Annotated in this window: 16 protein-coding genes; 6 read left to right on the top strand and 10 right to left on the bottom strand. The window is 31.6% G+C overall.

All coding sequences use genetic code 11. The features are described from left to right. Window positions 1-36 precede the first annotated feature (36 nt). The 4 genes from GN138_RS01060 to GN138_RS01075 form a co-directional block, all read right to left on the bottom strand. A complete protein-coding gene (locus GN138_RS01060) occupies window positions 37-909 on the bottom strand; it encodes a nucleoside phosphorylase (RefSeq protein WP_157361467.1) in 873 nt (290 codons plus the stop codon). Then, window positions 899-1840, bottom strand: a complete 942-nt coding sequence (locus GN138_RS01065) for a DUF1835 domain-containing protein (protein WP_157361468.1) — start codon at window positions 1838-1840, stop codon at window positions 899-901. Before GN138_RS01065 ends, GN138_RS01060 begins: the two co-directional genes overlap by 11 nt. A gap of 4 nt (window positions 1841-1844) precedes the next feature. Continuing rightward, entirely contained in the window at window positions 1845-2174 is a 330-nt protein-coding gene (locus GN138_RS01070) for a translation initiation factor (RefSeq protein WP_157361469.1), read from the bottom strand. A gap of 82 nt (window positions 2175-2256) precedes the next feature. After that, complete coding sequence (locus tag GN138_RS01075) at window positions 2257-3207, bottom strand: isopenicillin N synthase family dioxygenase (protein ID WP_157361470.1); 951 nt, start codon at window positions 3205-3207, stop codon at window positions 2257-2259. 147 nt (window positions 3208-3354) lie between these two features. Here GN138_RS01075 and GN138_RS01080 point away from each other — a divergent pair, with 147 nt between their 5' ends. The 3 genes from GN138_RS01080 (at window position 3355) to GN138_RS01090 (ending at window position 8693) form a co-directional block, all read left to right on the top strand. Continuing rightward, on the top strand, window positions 3355-5355 hold the full coding sequence (locus tag GN138_RS01080; RefSeq protein WP_157361471.1) for an alpha-ketoacid dehydrogenase subunit alpha/beta: 2001 nt from the start codon (window positions 3355-3357) through the stop codon (window positions 5353-5355). A gap of 238 nt (window positions 5356-5593) precedes the next feature. After that, window positions 5594-7903 carry a T9SS type A sorting domain-containing protein gene (locus GN138_RS01085; RefSeq protein WP_157361472.1) on the top strand — a complete coding sequence of 770 codons (2310 nt, stop codon included), beginning with the start codon at window positions 5594-5596 and terminating at the stop codon, window positions 7901-7903. Window positions 7904-8273: 370 nt separating this feature from the next. Further along, window positions 8274-8693 carry a 3D domain-containing protein gene (locus GN138_RS01090; RefSeq protein WP_317162690.1) on the top strand — a complete coding sequence of 140 codons (420 nt, stop codon included), beginning with the start codon at window positions 8274-8276 and terminating at the stop codon, window positions 8691-8693. Here the strand turns inward: GN138_RS01090 and GN138_RS01095 are convergent. Next, a complete protein-coding gene (locus GN138_RS01095; protein WP_157361473.1) occupies window positions 8686-9252 on the bottom strand; it encodes an ExbD/TolR family protein in 567 nt (188 codons plus the stop codon). The genes GN138_RS01090 and GN138_RS01095 overlap by 8 nt on opposite strands. Window positions 9253-9389: 137 nt before the next feature. Here GN138_RS01095 and GN138_RS01100 point away from each other — a divergent pair, with 137 nt between their 5' ends. Further along, window positions 9390-10904 (top strand): DEAD/DEAH box helicase, encoded by a 1515-nt coding sequence (locus tag GN138_RS01100; RefSeq protein ID WP_157361474.1) that lies wholly within the window; start codon window positions 9390-9392, stop codon window positions 10902-10904. Between the two features lie 152 nt (window positions 10905-11056). Further along, window positions 11057-11752 (top strand): hypothetical protein, encoded by a 696-nt coding sequence (locus tag GN138_RS01105; RefSeq protein ID WP_157361475.1) that lies wholly within the window; start codon window positions 11057-11059, stop codon window positions 11750-11752. Here GN138_RS01105 and GN138_RS01110 read toward each other — a convergent pair. Next, the gene (locus GN138_RS01110; RefSeq protein WP_157361476.1) at window positions 11742-12305 is read right to left on the bottom strand and encodes a pseudouridine synthase; all 564 of its coding nucleotides are present in this window, start codon (window positions 12303-12305) and stop codon (window positions 11742-11744) included. The two genes, GN138_RS01105 and GN138_RS01110, sit on opposite strands and share 11 nt — an antisense overlap. Before the next feature lie 2 nt (window positions 12306-12307). After that, window positions 12308-13117 carry a DUF1853 family protein gene (locus tag GN138_RS01115; protein WP_157361477.1) on the bottom strand — a complete coding sequence of 270 codons (810 nt, stop codon included), beginning with the start codon at window positions 13115-13117 and terminating at the stop codon, window positions 12308-12310. A 168-nt stretch (window positions 13118-13285) separates the two neighbouring features. On the opposite strand from GN138_RS01115, the gene GN138_RS01120 reads away from it, so the two are divergent. Beyond that, the gene (locus GN138_RS01120) at window positions 13286-14158 is read left to right on the top strand and encodes a winged helix-turn-helix domain-containing protein (RefSeq protein WP_157361478.1); all 873 of its coding nucleotides are present in this window, start codon (window positions 13286-13288) and stop codon (window positions 14156-14158) included. Window positions 14159-14166: 8 nt separating this feature from the next. Here the strand turns inward: GN138_RS01120 and GN138_RS01125 are convergent, their stop codons facing one another. The 3 genes from GN138_RS01125 to GN138_RS01135 all read right to left on the bottom strand — a co-directional run bounded on the left by GN138_RS01125 (window position 14167) and on the right by GN138_RS01135 (window position 26069). Next, a complete protein-coding gene (locus GN138_RS01125) occupies window positions 14167-15150 on the bottom strand; it encodes a PorP/SprF family type IX secretion system membrane protein (protein ID WP_157361479.1) in 984 nt (327 codons plus the stop codon). A 26-nt stretch (window positions 15151-15176) separates the two neighbouring features. Then, complete coding sequence (locus GN138_RS01130; RefSeq protein WP_157361480.1) at window positions 15177-23390, bottom strand: T9SS type B sorting domain-containing protein; 8214 nt, start codon at window positions 23388-23390, stop codon at window positions 15177-15179. A 72-nt stretch (window positions 23391-23462) separates the two neighbouring features. Next, window positions 23463-26069, bottom strand: a complete 2607-nt coding sequence (locus GN138_RS01135; protein WP_157361481.1) for a PorP/SprF family type IX secretion system membrane protein — start codon at window positions 26067-26069, stop codon at window positions 23463-23465. Window position 26070 lies beyond the last annotated feature (1 nt).

Raw genomic sequence — 26070 nt, forward strand, 5'->3', positions numbered from 1 at the left:
AACGTGTTGCTTTCTTTCTCTCTTAAAAAGATGTTTTTATATATTAACAATACGCTCTAAGGCGTATTTTATTAATTTTTCTACGGTTTTTTTTGGGTCTTTACTAAAGTCTCCATTAGCTCTGTTGGCTATGATGGCGTTCAGTGAAAGTGCTTCATGACCTAATAGTTTTGATAACCCATAGATTACAGAAGTTTCCATTTCAAAATTTGTAATTCTGTAATCTTTATAATTAAAATTATCTAATTTTTCATTTAGACCAGCATCTTGTAGCGGTAAACGCAGTACACGTCCTTGTGGGCCATAGAAACCTCCTGCTGTACCTGTCATACCTTTAAACATTTTAACGCCGTCAAAATATTTTTCAAGGTATTTACTATTATTAATAATTATAGGTCTTGCTTTATTTTTATCCCAATGGGTATGTTTTATAAATGCGTCTTCTACTTCTGGATTACTAATTTCATCAATTTGATAGAAATGTAGCATACCATTAATATCTAAGCCATGTGTACTCATCACAAAAGCATCTACAGGAATATCTGCTTGGAGAGAACCAGAAGTTCCGATTCTAATTATATTTAGACTAGATAATTCTTTTTTTGGTTGGCGTGTTTCTAAATCTATATTAACTAAAGCATCTAGCTCATTTAAAACAATATCAATATTGTCTGGTCCAATACCCGTTGAAATAACCGATATTCTTTTATCTTGATAATAGCCGGTTTGCGTTTTAAATTCTCTTTTTTGAGTACTAAATTCTACACTATCAAAATGTTTAGTGATTTTTTCTACACGATCTTGGTCACCAACAAAAATGATGGTGTCTGATATATTTTCTGGTTTTAAATTTAAATGATATACACTACCATCTGGATTTAAAATTAATTCTGAATTTTTAATGGACATTAGCAATCGTTTTAATTAGTTTATTTTCATCTACATTAAATTGATAATCTAATCTATTCACACCTCCATAAACCATACTATTATTTACTTCTGCAGCAAAATTATTTTGTTTTAACAAGGCTTTATGTCCTTTTCTATTAAGTGTAACGCCTTCATTTGTTACTGTATAAAACAATGCTAATTTATCAATTTTTCTTTTTAATTGTAAATCTCCATAACCATAATAGCCTTGGTAATTTAAACAATATACTAACAAATGATCTACCGATTTTATGTCGTTTTCATTTAGTATTTTTAAAATATTGGCTTCCATAGCACCCAAACCACTTTTTTGGTCAGGAAACCGTTTTAAATGAGCTTTTAGACAGTTGCTCATGTATTTAAAATTAGACTTAGAAACAATATAAGGTTTAAAGATATTGTGGTCTTTTCCACAATAGGTTCGCCATAAGGCAATAGCAAAATCTAGATCGTCTTTAGTAAGTAATACTTTATTTTTATAATGAGATTTTAATTGCCCTGCATTTAATTCGCCTAAAGCTTTTAAACTTTTTTCACCTTTAACACGCCCACTGCAAATAAGATATATTGGTTTCTTAATTTCTTTTTGATGTAATAAATTAATTACACCGAGCATATTAATGTGACAAAACAAATCATATTCAAACCATAGGTTAATTTCTGAGTAATTATCAGTATTGTCTAATAAGGATAACTCTTTTTGAAGCTCTTTAAAATCAACATCAATATCGTAAGTAGTATTTAAAAAATCTGCACGAAGTTTAAAAAACTCATCAGAATCTATTTTTGGTATTGTAGGTCCTTCGCATAAAATCTCTTGCCATGTTAGTATATCTTCTTTAAAATCTAATTCTCTTAAATAATCGGTAAGTGCGTTACCATTGGTAATATGCAATTCATTTTTTATCATAAAATTAGCCTCCAACACGTTTTACATTAAACCCTTTTTCTTTTAACATGGTCATTATTTTATCTCTGTAATCACCTTGAATGATAATTTTATCATCCTTAAAACTGCCGCCAACACTTAGTTTAGTTTTTAGTTCTTTGGCAAGTTTTTTAAAATCTTCTGTAGCACCAGTATAACCCTCTAGAATAGTAATAGGTTTACCTTTTCGTTTTTCGTACTTACAAATAATTGGGGCGTCTTGAAGCCATAAATCATTATTAGAATCTTCCGAAACTTCTGCGGAATCTTCTTTATGATTAGGAAAAAGATTTTTTAATTGGTCTTTTAAATCCATGGGTTCTATTTACAGTTTTTAGTAGTAGAATTTTGTGTTAAGAAAGCTTTATAATCTAAAATTACTCACTGAACACTATATTTTATTTTTTAATAAGTCCTAATTCTATTAAACGTTCTGTTAAAAATTCCCCAGCGGTAATATCTTCAAATTGTTTAGGGTGGTCTTCATCAATACAACTATCTAAAACATCTAATTTCATTTCACTTATTGGATGCATAAAAAATGGTATTGAATAACGCGATGTTCCCCAAAGTTCTCTTGGCGGATTTATTACTCTGTGAATCGTAGATTTCAGTTTGTTGTTAGAATGTCTAGATAGCATATCACCAACATTTATCATTAATTCATCTGGCTCTGCAATAGCATCAATCCATTCTCCGTCATGGCGTTGTACTTGTAAACCTCTTCCTTGCGCACCCATTAACAAGGTGATTAAATTAATATCGCCGTGCGCTGCAGCTCTAACAGCATTTTTAGGTTCTTCAGTAATGGGAGGGTAATGTATAGGTCTTAAAATAGAATTACCGTTATGTATAAAATTATCAAAATAGGTTTCTTCTAAATTTAGATAAAGCGCTAATGCTCTTAAAACGTATTTTGCTGTTTTTTCTAACATTTTGTAGGTTTGTTTTCCTACTTCATTAAATTGCGCTAATTCATTTACTGTAACGTTTTCAGGATATTCTTTACGTCTTGCTTCGTCATCTTCAACGTATTGGCCAAAATGCCAAAATTCTTTTAAATCACCTTCTTTTTTCCCTTTAGCACTCTCTTTTCCGAAAGAAACATAACCACGTTGTCCTCCAATTCCTGGTACTTCATAGCTTTCTTTTACCTCTAATGGTAAATTGAAAAAATTCTTAACTTCATCATATAAATTATCAACTAAAGTATCGTCTAAAAAATGTCCTTTTAAGGCAACAAAACCTATGTCTTCATAAGCTTTTCCTATGTCATCAATAAATTTTTGTTTACGTATTGGATCGTCAGAAATGAAATCTTTCAAATCTACGCTAGGTATTCTATCCATTGGATTATAATTTAAAAATTTTGTGAATATACAAAGTTAACAATAATAGTCTTAAAAATTAGGTCGAATTTATTGACAATTTAAGGGCTAATATGGATTATTGCATCAATTTTAATTACATTTGGTCTATTACGGAAATCTCAATTTATGCCAACAATCACCAAAAGTAACATAGCCTACGATAAAAGAAATCTAAATAACGAAACTTTATTAGAACTCTATAAAAAGATGCTAAAGCCTCGATTAATAGAAGAGAAAATGCTCATTTTATTGCGTCAAGGAAAAGTTTCAAAATGGTTTTCGGGTATTGGTCAAGAGGCAATTTCTGTTGGTGTAACTATGGCTTTACAAGCTGATGAGTACATCTTACCAATGCACAGAAATTTAGGTGTATTTACTACTAGAGATATTCCATTACATAGATTATTTTGTCAATGGCAAGGTAAAGCAAGCGGATTTACTAAAGGTAGAGATCGCTCTTTTCATTTTGGCACACAAGACTATAAAATTGTAGGAATGATTTCTCATCTAGGACCACAATTGGGTGTTGCAGATGGTATTGCTTTAGGTAACTTATTAAAAAACACAGGAAGAGTAACTGCTGTATTTACAGGAGAAGGTGGTACAAGCGAAGGTGATTTTCATGAAGCATTAAATGTTGCTTCGGTATGGCATTTACCAGTAATATTCTGTATAGAAAATAATGGTTATGGTCTTTCTACACCGACAAGAGAACAGTATAATTGTAAGAATTTAGCTGATAGAGGTAAGGGCTACGGTATAGAATCATTTATACTAGATGGAAATAATATTATTGAAACCTATACTAAGGTTCAAAAACTTGCCGAAAGTATAAGAAAACGCCCAAGACCAATATTAATTGAGTTTAAAACTTTTAGACGCAGAGGACATGAAGAAGCAAGTGGTATTAAATATGTTCCTAATGAGCTCATTGAAGAATGGAAAACTAAAGATCCTTTAGAAAATTTTAGAAGTTATTTATATAGTAATAAGATATTAAATCCGTCTACAGATACTGCCTATATTGACGAAATAAAAGCAGAAATAGAAGCTGCATTAGAAATGGCCAATGCAGAACCAGAAATTGTACCAAATGAAATTACAGAGTTAAATGATGTTTACAAGCCTTATGATTATTTGGAAATTATTCCAAATAGCAGTAATCATGAATTGCGTTTAATAGACGCCATTTCTCAAGGTTTAAGACAATCTATGCAAAAACATAAAAATCTTGTTATAATGGGACAAGATATAGCAGAATATGGAGGTGTATTTAAAATTACGGAAGGATTTCTTGATGAGTTTGGTAAAGAACGTGTAAGAAATACACCCATTTGTGAATCTGCAATTGTAGAAACAGCGATGGGTTTATCTATTACAGGGCTGAAATCTGTGGTTGAAATGCAGTTTGCAGATTTTGTAACTTCTGGTTTTAATCCAGTTGTTAATTATCTGGCAAAATCTCATTATAGATGGCAACAACAAGCTGATGTTGTGGTTAGAATGCCATGTGGCGGAGGTGTGGCTGCAGGACCATTTCACTCGCAAACTAATGAAGCTTGGTTTACTAAAACTCCAGGTTTAAAAGTAGTTTACCCTGCTTTTCCATATGATGCCAAAGGCTTATTGGCAACAGCAATTAATGATCCTAACCCTGTATTATTTTTTGAGCATAAAGCTTTGTATAGAAGTATAAAACAAAATGTACCAACGGATTATTACACACTTCCATTTGGAAAAGCAAGTATATTAAAAGAAGGTGAAAACGTTTCTGTTATAACTTATGGCGCAGGTGTACACTGGGCTATAGATATTTTAAATACTAACAAAGATATTTCTGCAGATTTAATAGACTTAAGAACATTACAGCCCTTAGATAAAGACACTATAATTAATTCTGTTAAAAAAACCGGAAGAGCAATTATTCTACAAGAAGATTCATTATTTGGAGGTATTGCAAGTGATATTTCAGCCTTATTAATGGAAGAATGTTTTGAGTATTTAGATGCACCTGTTAAACGCGTGGCAAGTATGGAAACTCCAATACCATTTATTGGTCAATTAGAAGAACAGTATTTGGCAAAAGGTAGGTTTGAAAGTGCTTTAAAAGAATTATTAGTCTATTAACTAAAGATAATTTGTAGATTAAAATACAATTTTAGTAGATACATAGTTCTGTTACGTATAAATTAATTTTATAATATATTATTTATACGTTCTTTTGATGAACTAACAAAAACAGCATATTTCTAAGCATTTATTCAGTTTTTTTATAAAATTATCGTAGAAATTGTTATTTCCATGGATGGTTTTAAAGAATAGGTTAATAAATGGTTAAATTTAGCGCTTAATTAAAATATCCCTTATGAAATTTAAATTACTTTTACCCTTTTTATTTATTTCAATCTTTTCATTTGCCCAGCAAATACCAGAAGATGTTAAACCACCAAGTTGGCAATATAAAAGTTTAAGTACTCCTAGAGCATTTAAATTACCTTCTTTTAATTTACAAGCATTAATTGATGAAGATAAAGTAAACGACACAAACAAATCTATTCCTTGGAGATTTGGACACCAATTATATGTTGGTCATAATTTTAATAGTGTAGGTGAATGGACCACTCTAGAAAATGGTGACCGTATCTGGAGAATGGCCTACACCTCAGAAGGTGCATTAACATTAAATTTTATGTTTGATGTTTTTAATATTCCTGAAGGCGCTAAATTATACGTTTATAATAGTGATAAGACAGATTTATTAAGACCTTTTTCTCACTATAATAATAACGAAGAAAATGTGTTAGGTACATGGATGGTAGAAGGTAATGAAGCTATAGTAGAGTATTATCAACCAGCTAATGTAACTGGTACAGCGTCAATAGTTGTTGGATCAGTAGTACACGGTTATCGTACAGCAAAATCTTATCAAAAAGCTTTAGGAGATTCTGGTGATTGTAATCAAGATGTAGATTGTGATATCTCACCAACTACAGATCCTTATAGCTTAAACACGGTAAAAGAAAATGTAAAAAAAGCAGCAGGTATGTTAGTTACTGGTGGTTCTGGATTTTGTTCTGGAACATTAGTGAACAACACAAATAACGATGGAACTCCATATTTTATTACAGCAAATCACTGTAGTGGTGGAGAAGGTAGTTGGGCATTTAGATTTAATTGGAGAAGTGGTACACCATCTTGTAGTACAACAGCAAGTAGTCCAAATAATAGTTATGACCAAACTGTAAGTGGTTCTACGTTAAGAGCAAATAGTTCTCAATCTGATATGGAATTAGTTGAAATTACAGATACAAGTTTTTTTAATAATAACCCAGATGTTGTATGGGCAGGCTGGAATAATTCAACAACTCAAACACCTGTAGTTAACTTTGGTATTCACCATCCAAGTGGAGATATTCAAAAAACATGTAGAGATGATGATGGCGCAACAAGAAATACAGTAAACTTTAATGGTAATGCAAATACTCAAATGTGGTATATTACAGAGTGGGAGTTAGGCGTAACAGAACAGGGCTCTTCTGGATCTGGTTTATTTAATGAAAGTGGAGAATTAATAGGAATGCTTTCTGGTGGTGCAGCAGCTTGTAACGGAACATCTAATAATGGTCAGTACGATTTTTACGGTCGTTTTGGTGTGGCTTGGGATTATGGAACTACTTCCGCTACCAGATTAAAAGATTGGTTAGACCCAGCAAATACTGGTGTAACTTCAATTGGGCAATATCCAGCACTACAAACTTATGATAACGATGCTACAGTAGGAACAGGCACAAATAACAGCCTGCAATGTGGAGAAGATTTTACACCACAAGTTACAATATCTAACCCAGGTAACTTAGCGTTAACTTCTGCAACTGTAGAATATTACATAGATTCTGATACAAGTACAGTTTTAAATTGGACAGGGAATATTGCGAGTGGATCCAGCTTAGTGGTTGCTACTCCAACATATTCTAATTTAGCTTCAGGAAGTCATACTTTTGTAGTTAATATATCTAACCCAAATGGAGTATCTGACGAGAATACATCAAATGATACCTCAGCTTTTAATTTTGATGTTGCAGAATCTTACACCACATCAACCATAACTGTAGATATTACAATAGATAATTATGGTTATGAAACAACATGGTCTTTAACAGATAGTTCTGGCACAGTAGTGAGTAGTAGTCCTACAAGTGGATATGCGGCAAATTCTACGACTCAGGAAATTATTACACTGCCAACTTTAAATGAGTGTTACACATTTACTATATCAGATGCTTATGGAGATGGAATTTGTTGTACATACGGAAATGGTTCATATTCTTTAACAGATGAAAATGGTATTTTAATTAATACTGGTGGAGATTTTGGTTCAGGGGAATCAGTTACGTTTAAAGTAGAAGATGCATTAAGTGTAAATCAATTTGATATGGAAAGTTTAATTTCAGTATACCCAAATCCAATAAATGATATAATTAATGTTGAATTAACAAATTTAAATACAGAGGTAAACTATTCAATATTTAATACTTTAGGTCAAGAAATAGTTAAGGGAGAGTTAGATTCTAATGTTGTGAATCAGATAAATGTTTCTTCTTACCAAAGTGGTGTTTATTTTGTTAAATTATCTTCAGGTACTAATACGGTTACCAAAAAGATAATTAAAAATTAATTTTAATTTTATAAATTAAAAAGTCAGTTTCTTATTTTAAAGAAACTGACTTTTTTTTAAAATTAATTTTAAATTAACCTTTAACTGTTTTTAAATCGTCGTCCAAACTATTTGATGTATTGATGATTTTTGATAGTGCTTTCATGATTTATTAATTAATAACAATGTTATCTATAACGCCTTTTGCTGTTCCAAGAATAACTTTTAGATTCTATTGTTTTACTTTTAATTTGGTTGCTGTTTAAAGTTCTCATAATGTTTGTTTTTAATTGGTTATACTAGATAGACGCTAATTTTATAATTTTGTTACAGTACTATGTATTGCAAAGTAATGATTTAACATATTTTAACAATTATTATTATATTTATAATGATGAAATATAATTACATCATTATTAGCATTCTATTATTACAGTTATATAGCTGTAATAGGGAAGTAGAGAAAAAATGTGTTGATAAAACAATTGTGGTAACAGCAACAGCATATAATTCTTTAGAATACCAAACAAGTTCACATCCTACGATTACGGCATTTGGAGATAGTTTAAAACCAGGTTTAAGATATATTGCAGTATCTAGAGATTTGTTAGATTCTGGTTTGGTACATAACATGCAGGTTAAGATTCAGGGATTTGATAGTTTATATACGGTTAAAGATAAAATGAACCGTCGTTGGCGTAAGCGCATAGATATTTATATGGGTAACGATATTCAAAAAGCAAAAAAATGGGGCAAGAAAGAGATAAAAATCCAATACTGTTTACCAATAAAGGATTCTATTATTAATTAGTATGTTTTACCATTATTTCTGACACTTTAAAAGGAAAAGCACCTTGTACTTGCTTTAATTCTTTTTTAGTTAATTGTTCTGGTGTTTTATTAAACACTTCTTTCGCATAACGTAAACGTAATTGATAATAAGCTTTTGTAATTTCATCTTGCACAGCAATAAAGTGTTCGTATTTTGTGAGTGCATCATGTCTTAAGGATATTACAGCTTCTTTTGGATGATCAGATGACGCTTTTAATTGTTCGCCCTTACAATAATTACAATTAGAATAGCCATTATTATCTATAAAAGATGTTACAATTGTCTTAATTTCGGATAATTCTACAATCTCATCATCAATCATAATTTGTTGCTGAGCGTTAACGTAAACGCGCATAAGATTTCGTTCTGCAATATTATCTGTACAATCGCCAGAATCACAAACTCTGGGAAGTTGCCTCAAAATACCTTTGTCTGCAGAAATAGTTGTGGTAACTAAAAAGAAAATTAGTAGTAAAAATGCAATGTCTGCCATTGATCCTGCATTGACCGTTGCAGAATGTCTTCTAAATGATTTCATAATATAAGATTTTAAATGTTAATTCTTTAACATTCACAACAACAGTACCAATCTTGTTAAATCTTGTTAACAATTCAATTAAAAAACCTTTGTAATGTGTTATTTTTGCAAAATTAACTCATTGGTAAAATCAATTTATGTCATCAGAATCTGAAATCTTACAAGAAAAAGCAACCGAGAAAAGCCTGTATGATTACCAGAATAGAGACCTTAATCGCATTTTTGATGTGATGAAAAATGAGTCTGATGATTTTAACCTCTTATACCAATTACCAACAGGTGGAGGGAAAACTGTTATTTTTTCTGAAATTGTAAGACGTTATATAAAGCAACACCAAAAGAAGGTGGTTATTCTTACGCATAGAATAGAACTTTGCAAACAAACCTCCAATGTTTTATCTGGCTTTAATGTAAAAAATAAGGTTATTAATAGTAAGGTTAAAACATTACCAGACCAAGACGACTATCAGTGTTTTGTAGCAATGGTCGAGACCCTTAATAATCGTTTGTCTGATAATGATTTTAAATTAAAAAATATTGGATTAGTTATTATTGATGAAGCACATTATAATTCTTTTAGAAAATTGTTTAAGTTTTTTGAAGATTGCTTTATTCTAGGTGTAACAGCAACACCCTTAAGTAGTAATATTAAGCTTCCGATGAAGGATAATTACAATAAATTAATTGTAGGTGATGATATTTCTACCTTAATAAAAAACGGTTTTTTAGCCAATGCAGAAGTTTTTAATTACGATGTAGGTCTAACGTCTCTAAAAATTGGAATTAATGGAGATTATACAGTAAAATCTTCAGAAGCATTATATACCAATAGTCTTATGCAAACAAAATTACTTTCTGCGTATGAAGAGATGGCAAAAGGTAAAAAGACTTTAATTTTTAATAATGGTATTTACACCTCTAAAGAAGTATACTACACCTTTAAAAAAGCGGGATATAATGTAAGGCATCTAGATAATACAGCGAACAAACAAGAACGTAAGGATATTTTAAAATGGTTTAAACAAACACCAGATGCTGTTTTATCTTCAGTAAGTATACTAACTACAGGATTTGATGAACCTACAGTAGAAACAATTATTTTAAACAGAGCAACACGGTCACTAACATTATATTTTCAAATGATTGGTCGTGGTAGCAGAATTTATAAAGATAGAAATACCTTTCAGGTAATAGATTTAGGCAATAATGAAGCACGTTTTGGCCCTTGGAATCAACCAGTAGATTGGCAACATATCTTTAAAAATCCAGATTTATATTTAGATAATATTGTAGATGATGAAGTGTTAGAGCGCGATTTTGTCTACACTATGCCAGATGCATTAAAAGTAAAATTTAATAAATCATTTAACTTAAATTTTGATGTAAAAGCAGAATATAAAGAAGTGATTAACTCTGGTAAAAAATCATTTACAGTAATTGAGCGTTCTATTGCACAACATTCTCAAATTTGTATAGATAATAGTGAAGATATTTATGATGCAAGAGAGCTAATTAAAGATTTACAAGATGAAATAGCCTTTAGAGTAAAACAATATTGTTACTGTATAATGAATAGTACTCAAAATTATAAAGATTGGTTATTTGAAGAATATAACAGACGTTTAAGAATTAGCTTTAATGGTAAGTTTTAACGTTTTTTTGTAAGAATTTCTTTTTTTATACGTTTAATTTGATATTATTAACACTAAGGTATAGTTATTGTTACTTATATTTTAAATATTTTTAATTGAAATTGAAAACTACCAAATACATACTAGTTTTATTATGCATTTTTTGCAGCAGTATGAGTTTTGCTCAAATTAAGGATAAAAAAACAAAGACTATACATATTCCTGCAGTGGAATCTAAGAAAGATAAAGATTCTACGTTAGTAAAAATTAAAGTGGCTCCTACTCTTAAAAAGGAGGACGAAGAGAAAAAATCTAGTGATAAAAAAGACGAAGAAGAAAAATTTGTTATTAGAGAAACAGAAAGACCATTTTCTATGATTGAGAATGATGGTTTAAAAAGTCCAGGTGAGATTTTTGAAAAACGTTGGAATAAGGAAGCTGTTAAAGGCGGAATTATTAGAGAAATGTCTGATCAGTTTTTAGGCGAACATAATGTAGATACCAAATTTGTAAATATTGTTTGTAGAGACCATCAATATCCTGATGGTGATCGTGTACAAATCTTAATCAATGGTGCTGTAATTAAACATAATTTATTGCTTACAAGTAGTTATAGACGAGTAGAAGTAGATTTGTTAGATGGTAAAAATACGGTAGATATTGTAGCCTTAAACCAAGGTGATTCTGGTCCAAATACTGCAGAATTTGTAGTTTACGATGATAAAGGCAATGTAATTTCTTCTAAAGAATGGAATCTCTTAACTGGTGTAAAAGCCACTATTATTTTTAATAATGAAAAGATGATTATTACTAAAAAAGAGGCAGAAGAAAAAGATGAAAAAGAAGAAAAAACGGCTTCTAATAATTAATAGATAAAATTTCTGCGGGTGTCATACAATCTAACTTATAATCTCCAATTCTTACTCTCACCAATCGTAATGTTGGTAATCCTACTTTAGCAGTCATTTTACGTACTTGCCTAAATTTCCCTTCTGTTAACGTAATAGATAACCATGATGTAACACCATGTTTTTCATCTCGTACAAAACGCTCAAAAATATGAGAAGAATCATCTAAAATTTCCGCTTTACACGGTTTTGTAATATAAGGTTTTCCTGAAACAGAAATTTCTAAACCATTTTTAAGTTCTTCTATAACTTCTGGTGTTATAATACCATCTACCATAACGTGGTATTCTTTTTCAATTTTTGAACTTGTAATGTGGTTACTAAATTTACCATCTGTAGTAAGGAGCAGTAAACCTTCGGACTTTTCATCTAAACGACCTACAGCCATTATAGTTTCTGGCAAATCATATAGTGCACTTAATAGCTTTTTATTTCGTCTTTTATTCTGATGATTTATAAACTGACTTAAATAGCCGTATGGTTTGTATATTTTATAATATTGTTGTGTCTTCATATTTACCACCAAGTTATAAAACATTTTATAATTTCTTTATTTTCACCTTTAAGCCAAACCAGAGGTGATTTTTTAGTATTTATAAATGTGTCAATTTTACTTTTAGCATTATTAAATGTTAACCATTCAACATTATTATGAGGTTTAATTAACCAATCTAACTTATCTGGAATATAAAATTGAAATGTATCAAATTCCGAAATTGTTTTATAAGAGCTATAAAAACCAGATATACACGCTTTGTTTAAAGGTGTTACATTAATTTTTTTATTATAGTAAGGAAGAAAAAGTTGTGCCTTAAAACAAAGTTGTTGCTTTATGTTATTAATAGTAAAACCTAACTTTTTTAATTGTAGTTTAGTTTGGTCTGTGTATAACAATGGAAATTGTTTACGCTTTAATTTTTCTAATTTATAGTCTAAAGTATCTTTGCGGTTAGGACAAATCCAGTAGAACAGTGGATTGCTATAATGTTTTAAAGAATCATATAGGTAAAATTTGTAAACAATTTCTAGATGTATAGGTAGTTCATTAGCATAATACAACAAATCAAGTTCTCCAATAGTTTGTTTACCATTTTGAATCTGAAGATTTTGGGAAACAATTTTTATTTCTGATTTTTTCTTTAATTGATGAAACACAAATTCTTCAACTAATTTTCCTAACCTGTTATTTTTGAAGCTGTCAGGATCAATTTTATCATTATAGGTTGATTGTAGTTGAAGTATTTCATATTCTATTATATTTTCTGAAACAAATAAAGAGGGTGTTTCTAAATATCCTTTGTAACGAAGAATTGTTTGCGTTTTCATAGAATTCTAAAAGTAATTATAAAAATAGAATTCTTGTTGGTTTACAAATTAAAGAAATTTAAGTTTGATTAAATAGTGCCTATTGAAGCTAAAAAGATGTCAAAAAAGTGTAAAAGAAATGTAAACTGAAGTTTAAAGTCATAGATTTGTGTGTTCTTTACGGTAGTTATGAAGCAAAAAATAATCCAGAGGTTCTGCAAATTTGTACTTTTTCTATGTATTGGAATAAGTTGGTCTTGCTCAACGGAAAACCAAAATGATGTTTCTGAACGTACAAAAATAGCTTTAAGAGATGCTGGCAACAGCATATTGTTGTTTCACAATGATTCTACGTCTTTAATTCTTCCGGTAATACAATCTAATTCTAATACTTATAGATTATCATTCAGTGAAAGCTTACCCATAGAACCAGAAATGTTAGTATCTGCTATTGCAACCAGTTTAAAAAAATCTAATTTACCAGAACATTATAGGGTAGAGGTTAAACATTGTATAGATTATGAAGTAGCATATAGTTACCAAATGAGTGATAGAACCGAACAAACTATAATACCTTGTTCAGGCAGAACGTTACCTAATTTATGTTATTTAATTGAATTAAAATTTATTAACGAGCTTGAAACAACCTCAATATATTCAATTCTAATTACAACCTTAATTGTTTTATCACTTTTATTTATAGCATTTCTAATACATAGAAAAATTTTAAAAAAGACTAAGCATAAATTTATTGATGAAAATGATAATAGTACAAAATTAGGAAGTTTTAAATTTTATCCTGATCAAAACAAGTTAGTAAAAGAAGCATCTGAAATTACATTATCTAAAAAAGAATGCGAACTACTTTTTCTTTTAGCCTCTAGACCAAACCAAGTTATAAAGCGAAATGAATTAACCAAACGTATTTGGGAAGACAACGGTGTTTTTGTTAGTCGTAGTTTAGATACTTACATTTCTAAATTACGTAAAAAGCTTAAAACCGATTCATCAATTAAAATCACTAACATTCATGGTGTTGGTTACAAACTAGAAATAAATTAATCCTATTATTATCTGTAGTAACTCTGACTAGTTCCTTTTGTACAAGCACAATTACTAATACCTTGAAATAAGTCTAAACCGATAGTTACCATATGTGTACCTGTATTATAACCAGATAAATCATTAAAGGTAAACTGGTAAGCATAACCAAAATAAAAGTTATTATATGTTATACCTGCCATCGGTCCTAAATTTAAAGGTTTAAAGAACTGGTCATTTAAATAACGATAGGAGGCACCAATAAAGTAATAATCTCCTAATCTATTGAATTTTCTATACTTAAAATTAATATCTGTACTAGATCGTTTATCACTATCAAAAAACTGAAAAAATACAGAAGGTTCATATTCTACATCTTTATTATTTTTACTTTTTATAACAAGACCTGAATAGATTTGGTAGTTTAACAAACGACTTGGCTCTAGACCAATATAATCATCAGTATCTTTTTTAAGAAAGTTGTTGGCATTAGCACTTAAGTAAAATGCTTTATAACGATATAAAAAACCAGCATCAAAATTATTATTAGATATAGAACGATCATCTGTAATGGATGGATCTATAATAGGGATGTCGTACGTGGTATTAAAGTTTTCAATATCTATCCTAAAACTATTAATGTTATAAGACAATCCAAAAGATAAATATTGTTTGGATTTATAATCTAATATTAAATGGTGTGCAAAAGAAAATTTTACACCTTTTTGTCTTGTATTACCATTTTTATCATTGTAAGCACTTATACCAACACCTGTACTATTGGCAATTCTAAAATCTGCATATAGTGATTGATTATCTGGAGCATTTTTAATACCTACCCATTGTGTTAATCCGTTAACTCTAATTTTTAAGTTATCACCAATCCCAGCATAGGTTGGTGATATTACAAAATTGTTTTCAGATAAATACTGCGTAAATACAGGTAGGTTTAACTCTTGGCCATAGCTTTGTGCAAAGACCAGAAAAAGAATATATAGGGCTAATTTTTTCATAATGTTATCTTTTTTATTCTTTGCTATTATCTATATAGTGTAAAGTGTCCAACAAAATCTTTATCGTGAGTGGAGTCGTTAGTTTTTACAACAAACCAATAATCTCCAGTAGGAAGTTCTCTTCCTTTATACTTACCATCCCAAGCTTCACCAACATGATATTCTGCTATTTTACGTCCATAGCGATCAAATATATCAAAGGTTAGATTAGGATAGTTTTCTGTGCATCCTGGTGCCCATGTATCGTAGTTACCATCACCATCTGGTGTAAACCAGTTAGGGATACAGATATCTTCAAATTCCAATTCAATAGAAGCTATTGCATAACAACCAGCGCTATCGGTTACAATAACCTCGTAAGTGCCAGATTCTGTTATTATATATGAATTTTGCGTACCATAATCTTCACCATTCATAGTAAATTGGTAACCACCTTCACCACCAGCAGCAACAGCAATAAATTCATTTAATTCCCCTTCTTCTAAAGTTAAAGTAATTGGGTCTGTAGCTTCTATATCAAACAACTCAGTAGTTTGAACACAACCATTGGTATGTCTTACTTCAATAAAATAATCTGTTCCAACAGGTACATTTATAAATTTATCACTCTCTTGGTATGGACCTCCATTTAACGAATAATCTAGCTGAGTTAAATCTGTTATAGATTCATCTACCATTACTGTAACAACATTGCCTTGAGTATTATCCTCGCAAATATTTTCTATAATTATTTCTGGTAATATTGTTACTGATTCTGGGAAGGTAATATTCCATTGTGACTCACATCCTTCAGCATCACGAACATACACAGTATGATCTCCGCCAGGTAGATTTGTAAAATCAAATTCATTTTGAGAAGAATTACCAACAGTATAAACACCTTCATAATCGTCTAAACTTACGCTGTATGGTAATGTACCTCCTGAAATACTAATACTAAATTCTCCATCTTCGTCACCACTACATACTTCTGGGAATAGTGAATCTGGAACAATGCTTAATATAACAGGTGCAGGTTCTAAAATTGTAAAGCTAAAACTTAAGAAACATCCCAATTCATCTTGTACAATTAAGTCGTAAGCTCCTGGTTCTAAATTTTCTATCAAATTATTGTCAAAAAACTGATTTAACTGAGGTGAAATAGCATACTTAATGACTCCTGTACCACCAGTTGCTGTGATTTCTACACTACCGTTGTTATTTCCGGCACAAGTTATATTGTTAACTATTAATGTTGCATCTAAAGGTGCATCAGGTTCAGTGATACTAATCATTTCTGATGTAGCGACACAATCTCCACTCTCTACTAATACTGTATAATCGCCAGCGTAAAGTTCTGTAAAATATCCTGGCGTATTCTGTGTAGCCGTAACAGGATTTCCTGAAGCATCTTGTAATGTATACGTGTAATTTCCTAAACCTCCAATTGCTGTTGCCGAAATTGTTCCGTTATTATCTCCTGCACAATTGATTGTAGGATTAGTAGACTCTAACGATACTGTTAATGTTGGTAAAGGTTCTACTGTAATTTCATTAGACACATTAGTTTCACATCCATTTGCATCTCTTACATAGTAAGAATATGTACCATCTGGCACAGAGAATGTTGTTGATGATGTAAATGTTCCAATAATTGGACTAAATGAAGCATTAGCACTATAAGAATAAATTCCAGTTCCGCCAGTTGCGCTTAATGTTAATGTAGATTCTGTTAAACAGGTTTGTGTCGTTGTTCTCACTAAATTAGCAACAACAGGTGTTGGTTCTGAAATTACAATATCTACTGATGTTAATTCACAATCGTATCCATCTGTAATTACTACAAAATAAGTTCCAGGTCCTAAGTTTTCAAAAACATTCGAAGTTTGTGGTCCAGATACACTAGGAGTTGGTAAAACAGTGTTTAAAGTATAAGAATAATTAGATTCTTGTCCTCCAGTTACATTAGTGATAGTGATACTTGCATCTTGATCACCAAAACAAGATAACATTGTTGTGCTAGGCGTAAAGGTAGCAGTAATTGGGTCAGGTGTTTCTAAAATAATTGATTCCGAAACAATACAACCACCTGAATCTCTTACATTAACAACATAAGTTCCTGCAGAAAGGTCTGTAAATGTTCCATTTTCAGAATAGGCAACAGTTGCATCACCTGTTAATTCGTATTCTAAATCTCCCCAACCACCAGACGCAATTGCAGTAATTGTTCCTTGGTTATCATTACATGTTACATCTGATGTTTCAGTAATATTTAATGTTAATGGTGCAGCAGGTGATGTTATAATAACGTTAGATGTTGCAGAACAGAATGGGAAATCAGTTTCTGTAATAACTACAGAGAATGTGCCAGCTTCCATACCAGATACGGTAAGAGGATTTGTAGAGGTATTAGCACTAATTGCTCCAGTTACAGAATTACCTGTAGTATCAAAAACTTGGTATGTATAGTTTCCGGTATAGTTTTCAATATTAATATCAAAAGAACCAGAGTTATCTCCAAAACACGTAACTGAAGTCGGTGTTAATGTAAACGTTGGCGCAATAGCTTCTGATAAGGTTACAGAAACTTCTTCAGTACATAAGGTTAGTGCATCTGTTATTGTTATTGTATAAGTACCTGAAGGTACACCAGAAAACACATTACCTGTTAAAGTTATAGATGATGGGTTAGGAGCAATGCTATAAGTATATGATCCAGATCCACCATTACCAGTTACTGTAATTTCTCCGTCATCATTATTACAAGACGGTAAAGCTGTAATTTCTGGAGTAATTAAAATTGGAGCTTGGATATCTAAGTTTACGATATTACCACAACCGTTAACATCTTTAACTTCTACAGAATGAGAACCAGAGTATAAGTTAGTTAATGTAAATGGAAAAGTTTGTGTTTGAAAAGCACCTCCATTTATACTTACGGTATATGGTGGCATACCGGCTGTATCTAAAGTTACATCAATTTCAAATTCACCTTCGGCTACTGTACATTGGTTAGTGTTTACTGCTGCAATAACAGGTGTTGGATCCATGTCTAATACTTGAACAGGACTAGTAACAATACAATTATAAGCATCAATTACGTGTACATAATAACTACCTGCATCTTCATTGAATGTACTTGCAGAACTCCATGCTGTATCTGAAGCTAAAGGCGCAGTAGATGACGTTGTAATTTGATATCTATAAGGCGAAGTTCCATTTGAAGCAATAGCACTTATAACACCAGAGTTTGGATTACAATTAGCATTTTGATCTATTGAAACTACTAATTCTAAAGCAAAAGCAGATTCTGTAATATTGAAAGGTGCTGTAACAATACCACAACCAGAATTTGGACCAGATGTTTCACTTATTGAAACAAAATAATTTCCAAATGGTAATGGTCCTAAATCAGTCACGGTTAAGGAACCATTAGCAGGTACAGATCCAGAGCCCACTATTCCAGTAGAATTTAATGATAATGAATCAAATATTTCATAATTAACATTAACATCACTTGTATAAATACTGTTAACTGTAAATGTAACGTTTCCATCAGCACTGCCAGTACATGTTATGTTATTAGAACTAAAAGCTGAAGTAGTTAAGGTTGAATTTGTTGGTACTGCAATAGTAGATGGTTCATAATAACTACAATTTGTTGATTGATCGTAAACAATAAATGTATAAAGTACATCAGGCATTAAACCAGTAAATGTTGCAGATTGACTTCCAGGAGCATCTTCTGCTAACCAAGTACCTGTTGGATAAACTGTAGAAGGACCTTCATATATAGCAAAGTAGAAAGGACCAGAACTACTTAGTGTAGACCCAACACTTACCTCAGCTTCACCACCTGTTAAACAGTCTGTTGTAGTACTAATATTAATATCTAAATCAGTAGGAGGAGAGGCTACTAAAACGTCTTGTACCAATACAGAACATCCGTTAGCATCTACAACATTAATTTCGTATAGACCAAAGTCAACAACATCAAAACTTACAGAGGTTGTTCCTGCATTATTTAATTCTGAATTAGAATAACCATTGGTACCAGTTACAAAATAGTTATATGGTGACGTACCACCAACTACTGAGTTTATAATTACTGAACCTTGAGAAATTCCACTAGTATCACAAGTGATATCTATAGCATCATAATCTACAAGTATAGCATCTGGCTCATCAATAATAATAGTTTCGGTTACTGTACAAGATTTAGCATCTGTAATTGTAATTGTATAAGTTCCGGCAGGTAAGCTAGATGTTTGCGTCCCATAATCTGTTCCTGTTGTATCGTTATTTACATTGGTTACATATGGAGGTGTACCAACACTAGTATCTATTGTAATATCAATAGCACCATTAGTATCACCATTACATAAAATTGGTTGTGTTTGTACAACAACACTTAATTCTGGTAACGATACTGGGTCAACAGTAATTACAGATGATTCTGCAATACAACCATTAGCATCTGTAATTTGAAATTGATATGTACCATCATTAGCAGCAGCATAATTGAAAGGTGTACCTGTAGCTCCTAAATCAGTATAAGCTGCGCCGTTAAACGAAACTGCATAAGTATAAGGCGAAGGCCCTGTAATTGTTCCGGTTATAACAGCATCTGGAGAGGTAGTACAGTCTAAGTCTTTTGTTAATACAACAGCCAAAGTTGGAACAGGAATTGGGTCTACAGTATAAGTTTCTGAATAAACACAATCATTTTCATCTTTAACTTGAAATGTATATGTGCCTGGTTCTAAATTAGCAAAACTTGTTGATGTTTGATAAGGTGTTGCATCTGAAACTGGTGCTGTGATTTGATATTCTAAAGTACCAATTCCTCCAGTTACACCAGTAATTGTAATTGTTGATGTATTTGTAGGACACGTAATAGCAGTATGATCAAAAGTTAAATCAGTAGGAGGATTTAATGCTGCAATAGTAATTTCATTGGTTGCAGACGTACAACCGTTGTCATCTTGTACTATTATAGTGTAAGTTCCTTGAGATAAATCATTAAATATATTACTCGTTTGAAAGTTAACACCATCTATACTGTAAGTGTAAGGTGCATCACCACCTGTAACGTTTGTTACCGTTATAGTTCCATTATCTAAACATGTTAGTGGAGCAGTAAGATCAGCTGTTCCTACTATTGATGCACCAGAATTAATAACTATAGTTTCTGGAGTAGTAGTACATTCTGCAGTGCCTGATGTGTATTGTAATACAACATCATAAGAACCATCTGATAGACCTGTAAATGTATTTGAGTTTTGATACGTTGTGCCACCATCAATACTGTAAAGTATAGTGCTTCCATTAGCATTTGTTAGATTTACAGTTATGGTTCCAGTATTGCCATCATCTTCACATGTTATATCTGTTTTTGTAACATTGTACTCTGGTTCTGCAATAGCATCTACATTAATAGATACAGTTGTACTACAATTGTTAGCATCCACAACTTCTACATTATAAGTACCAGCTGAAGATACTATGATATCTGAAGTTGACTGAAAATCTGTGCTACCATTTACAAAGTAGTAATATGGAGATGTTCCACCAACTGGATAAACTGTTACAACACCGTCCTCACAAGATAGAGGTGTAGTTAAGGCTATTGTAGCAGTCAATAAAGCAGGCTCAACTATTTCAATTTCTTCTGAAACAACACAACCATTTTCAGATTCAATAGTTGCTGTATATGTTCCAGCATTTAAATTTTCAAATGTATAGTTATTGTCTACAATAGGACCAATGCTATTCACTAAAGTTCCAGATTGAGTTAAAGTAAATGAATACTGAGGGTCAGCATCATTAGCAGCCAAATTAATACTTCCTTTATCGCCATGACAAAGAGGTTGGGTTACCGTTGTAGAGGCTGTAAATTCTCTATCTCTAATTAGAACATCTGGTACTGTAAATATACAAGGATTAGTGTCTACGCCAATTTGTCTAATATAAATAGTATAAGTACCAGCTGTATTAATTGAAAAGATATTGCTAGATTGAAAATTTGTATTATCTAAACTATACTCGTAACCAGAAGGTACATCGTTAACTGTAATACTTCCGTCTGTTGTACATATTATGTCTGTTGCATTTACGGTTGGACTTAATAAATTTTCATAGACATTAAAATAAAATTGAACAAAACAACCACCAGGATAATTGATAGTAATTCTGTACTGACCAGCTGTATCGGCAACAAAATTTGAATTTGTACCTACTGAGTTCCAAGTACAACTTGGTTCTTCATTAGCACAGTCAATATCTGTTACGGCAGCACAACTAGTTTCGTCTAATTTTTCCCAAATAATAGAAGTTGAGTCTGAAATGTTAGTTTGAATATCTCTAAAGTCGTTTGCACCACATAAAAATATATTAGGCAATTCTTTTCCGTTGTTAGGACATATAACAACTTCGTCTGCGTAAGGAATTACTGGGTTTGTTGTATTATTTCCAAATAACTCAACATTAAAACGTTGAACAATTGATTGACATGGTGCAATTGCTGTATTATAAGAATAATATGATCCTGTTTCAGTAACTGTTATAGACTGGCCTGTTCCAATAACAGGTGTGCCTGTAGGACTTGTAGACCATGCATAAGTATCATAACCATTAGCAGCTGTTAATTCTACACTTTCACCACAGAGTACAATATCCTCTTGGAATCCACAATCTAAATCTGCTAAGAAATTAGTGGCTTGTGGCGTAATTAAACAGCCTGTGTTAGAACTTAAACTTGGATCATCTGTAATAGTGAAGTCTGGGTTAATAGTACCTTGGTAAGATGCAAAAGCTTGATTTTGGATAAGGTTAGAACATGCTTCAAGTAATTCTGAACAATTATCTACAACTTGTGCTTCAATTCTTATTTCTAAAACAGGATCATTTTGTTCTACAACTGAATCATCAATATCAAAAATTAATTCTCTTGTAACAGGATTATAACTAGATGCCGTAACACCAGGAGGTAATACTAAATCTGTTGGATGGTTATAAACGATGTTTACAGGAAGAATATCTCTAATTTGAAAATTAGTAGCATCATCATTTCCTGTATTTTGAAAACCAATAACATAATTTAAAGGAGCACCTAAATTTACTAACTGATCACCTATATTGTTTCCAAATTCATCTTCAACAATTTTTGTGAGTACAATATTTGGAGCTATAATTTCAATGGCGAATGCACTGAAATAATAATAGTATATATCTAAGTTACTACCAAGGCTAATATTAGCAGAAGTTGCATTATTAGCAATTAATGAGTTGCCAGGATTCGGAATATTAATAATTCCGGCATCAAAACCAAGTGTATTAGAACTGTTTGGATTTCTTGTTGTGAATAATTGAGAAGTATTAGTTAATGGATCTATATCTGAAACCGTACTATTAAAAAAGTTATTTGCGGGACGAATGGTGTTTCCGCCATTATCGGTTACACTTATTGTGGTTCCATTAAGTCTTAAATAATCACCAGTCCATCTTCGGTCACCTTCAATTGTACTAAAAGCAAATTTTGCTCTAACAGGACCAGTTGGTATAGTGTTAAATCCACTTACAGGAAATGTTTCATTTATAGTACTGGTAATTTTTGTAAAACCGTCAAATGAAGTGATGTATTTACTTGGTAATAAAGGGTCTTCATAAATTACAAATAAGGACCAACCTGCAGAAAGTCCTTCAGAATTTGGCTTTGGACCAACTAAACTAGAAATGTTTGCAACTGTGTAAGTACCTTCTGGATCGGCTAAAGCTGTTAGCATATCTGTTACATCATGGTAATATGCATATGTATTAGACTGACTATTATTTGCAGCATTTTGGTAATATATTTCAGTACCTGTTATATCTACATAAGATCCACCTGGAACTTTGAATTTTACATCTGAAATTGGATCATCACCGTCTACAACTGCACTCCAATATAAACCTGCATATACAATTTGATAACAACTTAAGTCGCTTGGTATATCTAGATCGGCACTACTGGAATTAAACGTACTTGCATCGCCATCGATATCTACATAAACGGCAGCATTGACTTGATCATTGGCATTGGTTCCGTTATATGGATTAGAAGCATGTAATCCCACATTACTGTTTCCAATTAATAACATGTCTCCTTTTATGGCTTCATCATACCTAGGAGAAAAAGGTACAAGGTTTTGTGATACGGCGTGCTGTCCTAAAAGCAGCAATAGAATTATGAGGGTTATTCTCGAAAAAGTAGGTTTTTTCATGGTGTAGGTTTTTTATGTTTCCATCATAATCTTTGGGGGCAAAAGATTACTTAAAAAACGGCTTAACTTCTATTAATTTTCAATTTTCACTATTGACATTTTTCCATTATATGGTCTATTTCCTTTAGTTTTTAATGCTTTATTGGCATCACTGATATTAGTGTGCTTTTCATAGTATATATAATACTTACTGGTGCTTACATCATGGAAGAAATCTATATCTGTTCTTCCGGCAGAAACTACTTTTGTTAAAAATTCATCTCTACGTTTTTTATCACTATGTACGGCAATAATTAAATAATACCCGCTTTCTACATTTTTGATATTTTTAAGGATGCTAATATTGCTTCCTAATTGTTCTCCATAATCAAAATCTTCAGGTTTAAATACACTTTCATTTAATTTAGTAGTTTGCTTAATATTTTTCAAAGTAGCACGATCTTGGTTGTATTGATCTTCGTCACTATTGTAAGCAGCTCTCTTTATACGTCTTCTTTTTTCAAATTCTGTAGCAATTCTAATTGTTTCTAATTTCTCATTTAATTGAGACCTTAAGGCCTTAGTTTTTTGTTGCTCATTATTTAATTTGTCGATTTCTTTTTTGTAAAAAATAGTCACTTCGTCTAGAACATACTCACTAATCTCAGAACGTTCATTGTATAATGCTGTTAATTCTTCAATTTTATTAGCTCTAGAAATAATTACTTTATCTAAATCTTTTTTAATGGCGTTTAATTCATTGTTCTCAGCAGTAATACTTTTAAATGGTCTAGGTGCAACCACAATCCCCTGTTCACTAAGATCATTCTCTTCTTTTAAACTCTTTAGGTCTTTATCTTTTATTTCTACAATTTCATTGAAACGATCTAATAATTCGTTTTGGTAATCTTTTGAATTATCTGTAGATGTTCTAATCGCCTTCATTGAAATAGCTAATTCATCTGTTGGGTTTTCAATTAAATCTATTTTAGATTCAGTTTCAACGGCTTCTTTAGCTTCTTCTTGTTCTGCTAATAATTTAGCCTGTGCTTCAGCTTCTTCCTTAGCTTTTTGTTCTGCTAACAATTTAGCTTGTGCCTCAGCTTCTTCTTTAGCTTTTTGTTCTGCTAACAATTTAGCTTGTGCCTCAGCTTCTTCTTTAGCTTTTTGTTCTGCTAACAATTTAGCTTGTGCCTCAGCTTCTTCTTTGGCTTTTTGTTCTGCTAACAATTTAGCTTGTGCCTCAGCTTCTTCCTTAGCTTTTTGTTCTGCTAACAATTTAGCTTGTGCCTCAGCTTCTTCTTTAGCTTTTTGTTCTGCTAACAATTTAGCTTGTGCCTCAGCTTCTTCTTTGGCTTTTTGTTTTGCTAACAATTTAGCTTGTACTTCAGCTTCTTCCTTAGCTTTTTGTTCTGCTAACAATTTAGCTTGTGCCTCAGCTTCTTCTTTGGCTTTTTGCAGTTCGGCGATTTCGGCTCGTTTATCAGCAATTTCTTGGGCTTTTTTATCTGCTTCAATTTTTTCTAATTGAGCTTGTTTAATTTGCTCTTCTTTTTTCTTTTGTTCTAATAGTGCAAGTGCTTCATTTTCTTTTGCCAGTGCTTCTGCTTCAGCCTTTGCTTTAGCAATATTAATTGCTTCTTCAGCTTTTTTGTTTTCAGTTAATTTGGTTTGTGCTTTGCTTGATGTTTTCGTCTTTTTACTATTCGATTTTACTACTCTTCGCCGTCTTTTGTTGTTTTTAGATAAAATACTAGTCACCTCGTCTTGTGGACTATAATCGTAATATTTGTTGTTCTGGAATCTATAAGCAATCGAAAAATCGTGAGAACTACCAAAATTAGCGTTTTCACCAATTGCATTCTCATAGTTATATTCTAATGCAATATTGTTTGTAATATTTAATCCGATGCCAGCAGTAGGGCCGTAGAATGAATTATAACCACCTTGAAACCAAAATCCCTTAGGTACTGTAATCATTGCTACAGCAGATACTATGGTTTTGTCTTCGTAGATATCTGTTTTTAATAAACCCGTGAATTTACTTTCATCAAAGAAGCCTCTGCTATCCATATAACCAGTATACATAACATGTGCATCTATGCTTTGTTCTTGATTTTCTTCTATTAAAGTAGAAGAGGTAAAATTATACATTACCAAGTTGTTAATAGAAATACCAAAATCTAAATAATCTGTACCAAAATTAATACCAGGATTAATGGTTAACACGGTGTTATCTGGTATATTTTGTAATGAAGGGTCATCAAAATTTGTAACAACAGCACCAGTGTTTAAACCGCTTTTGTAAGCACCTATATTTAAACCAAAAGTAAGGTTGTTACTTCTTCCTATTCTTGCGTTATAAGCAAAATTTAAAAGACCTCCAAAGGTAGTTAATACACCGTAATTTTGTTGAAAAACGCCAATTCCGGCACCGATATTCTCAGCAAATCTTCCTGAGTAACTACCAAAATAGGTGAGTGGTGCATTTTCAAATTGTACCCATTCTCTTTTGTTATTAAAGGTGATGTATTTGGTTTGTTCTCTTACAAAACTAAAAGTTGGGTTAATATTAAATTTATTAAACGTAAGTGAGTTTCTTGCAGGTAAATTTAATGAAACAACACCATCACCATCTTCTTGAGAGTGGTAAGTCTGCACAGAACAAATACACAATATTAAGAGTAAAAGTCTTTTCATA

The organism is Winogradskyella endarachnes, assembly GCF_009741275.1.
GTDB lineage: Bacteria > Bacteroidota > Bacteroidia > Flavobacteriales > Flavobacteriaceae > Winogradskyella > Winogradskyella endarachnes.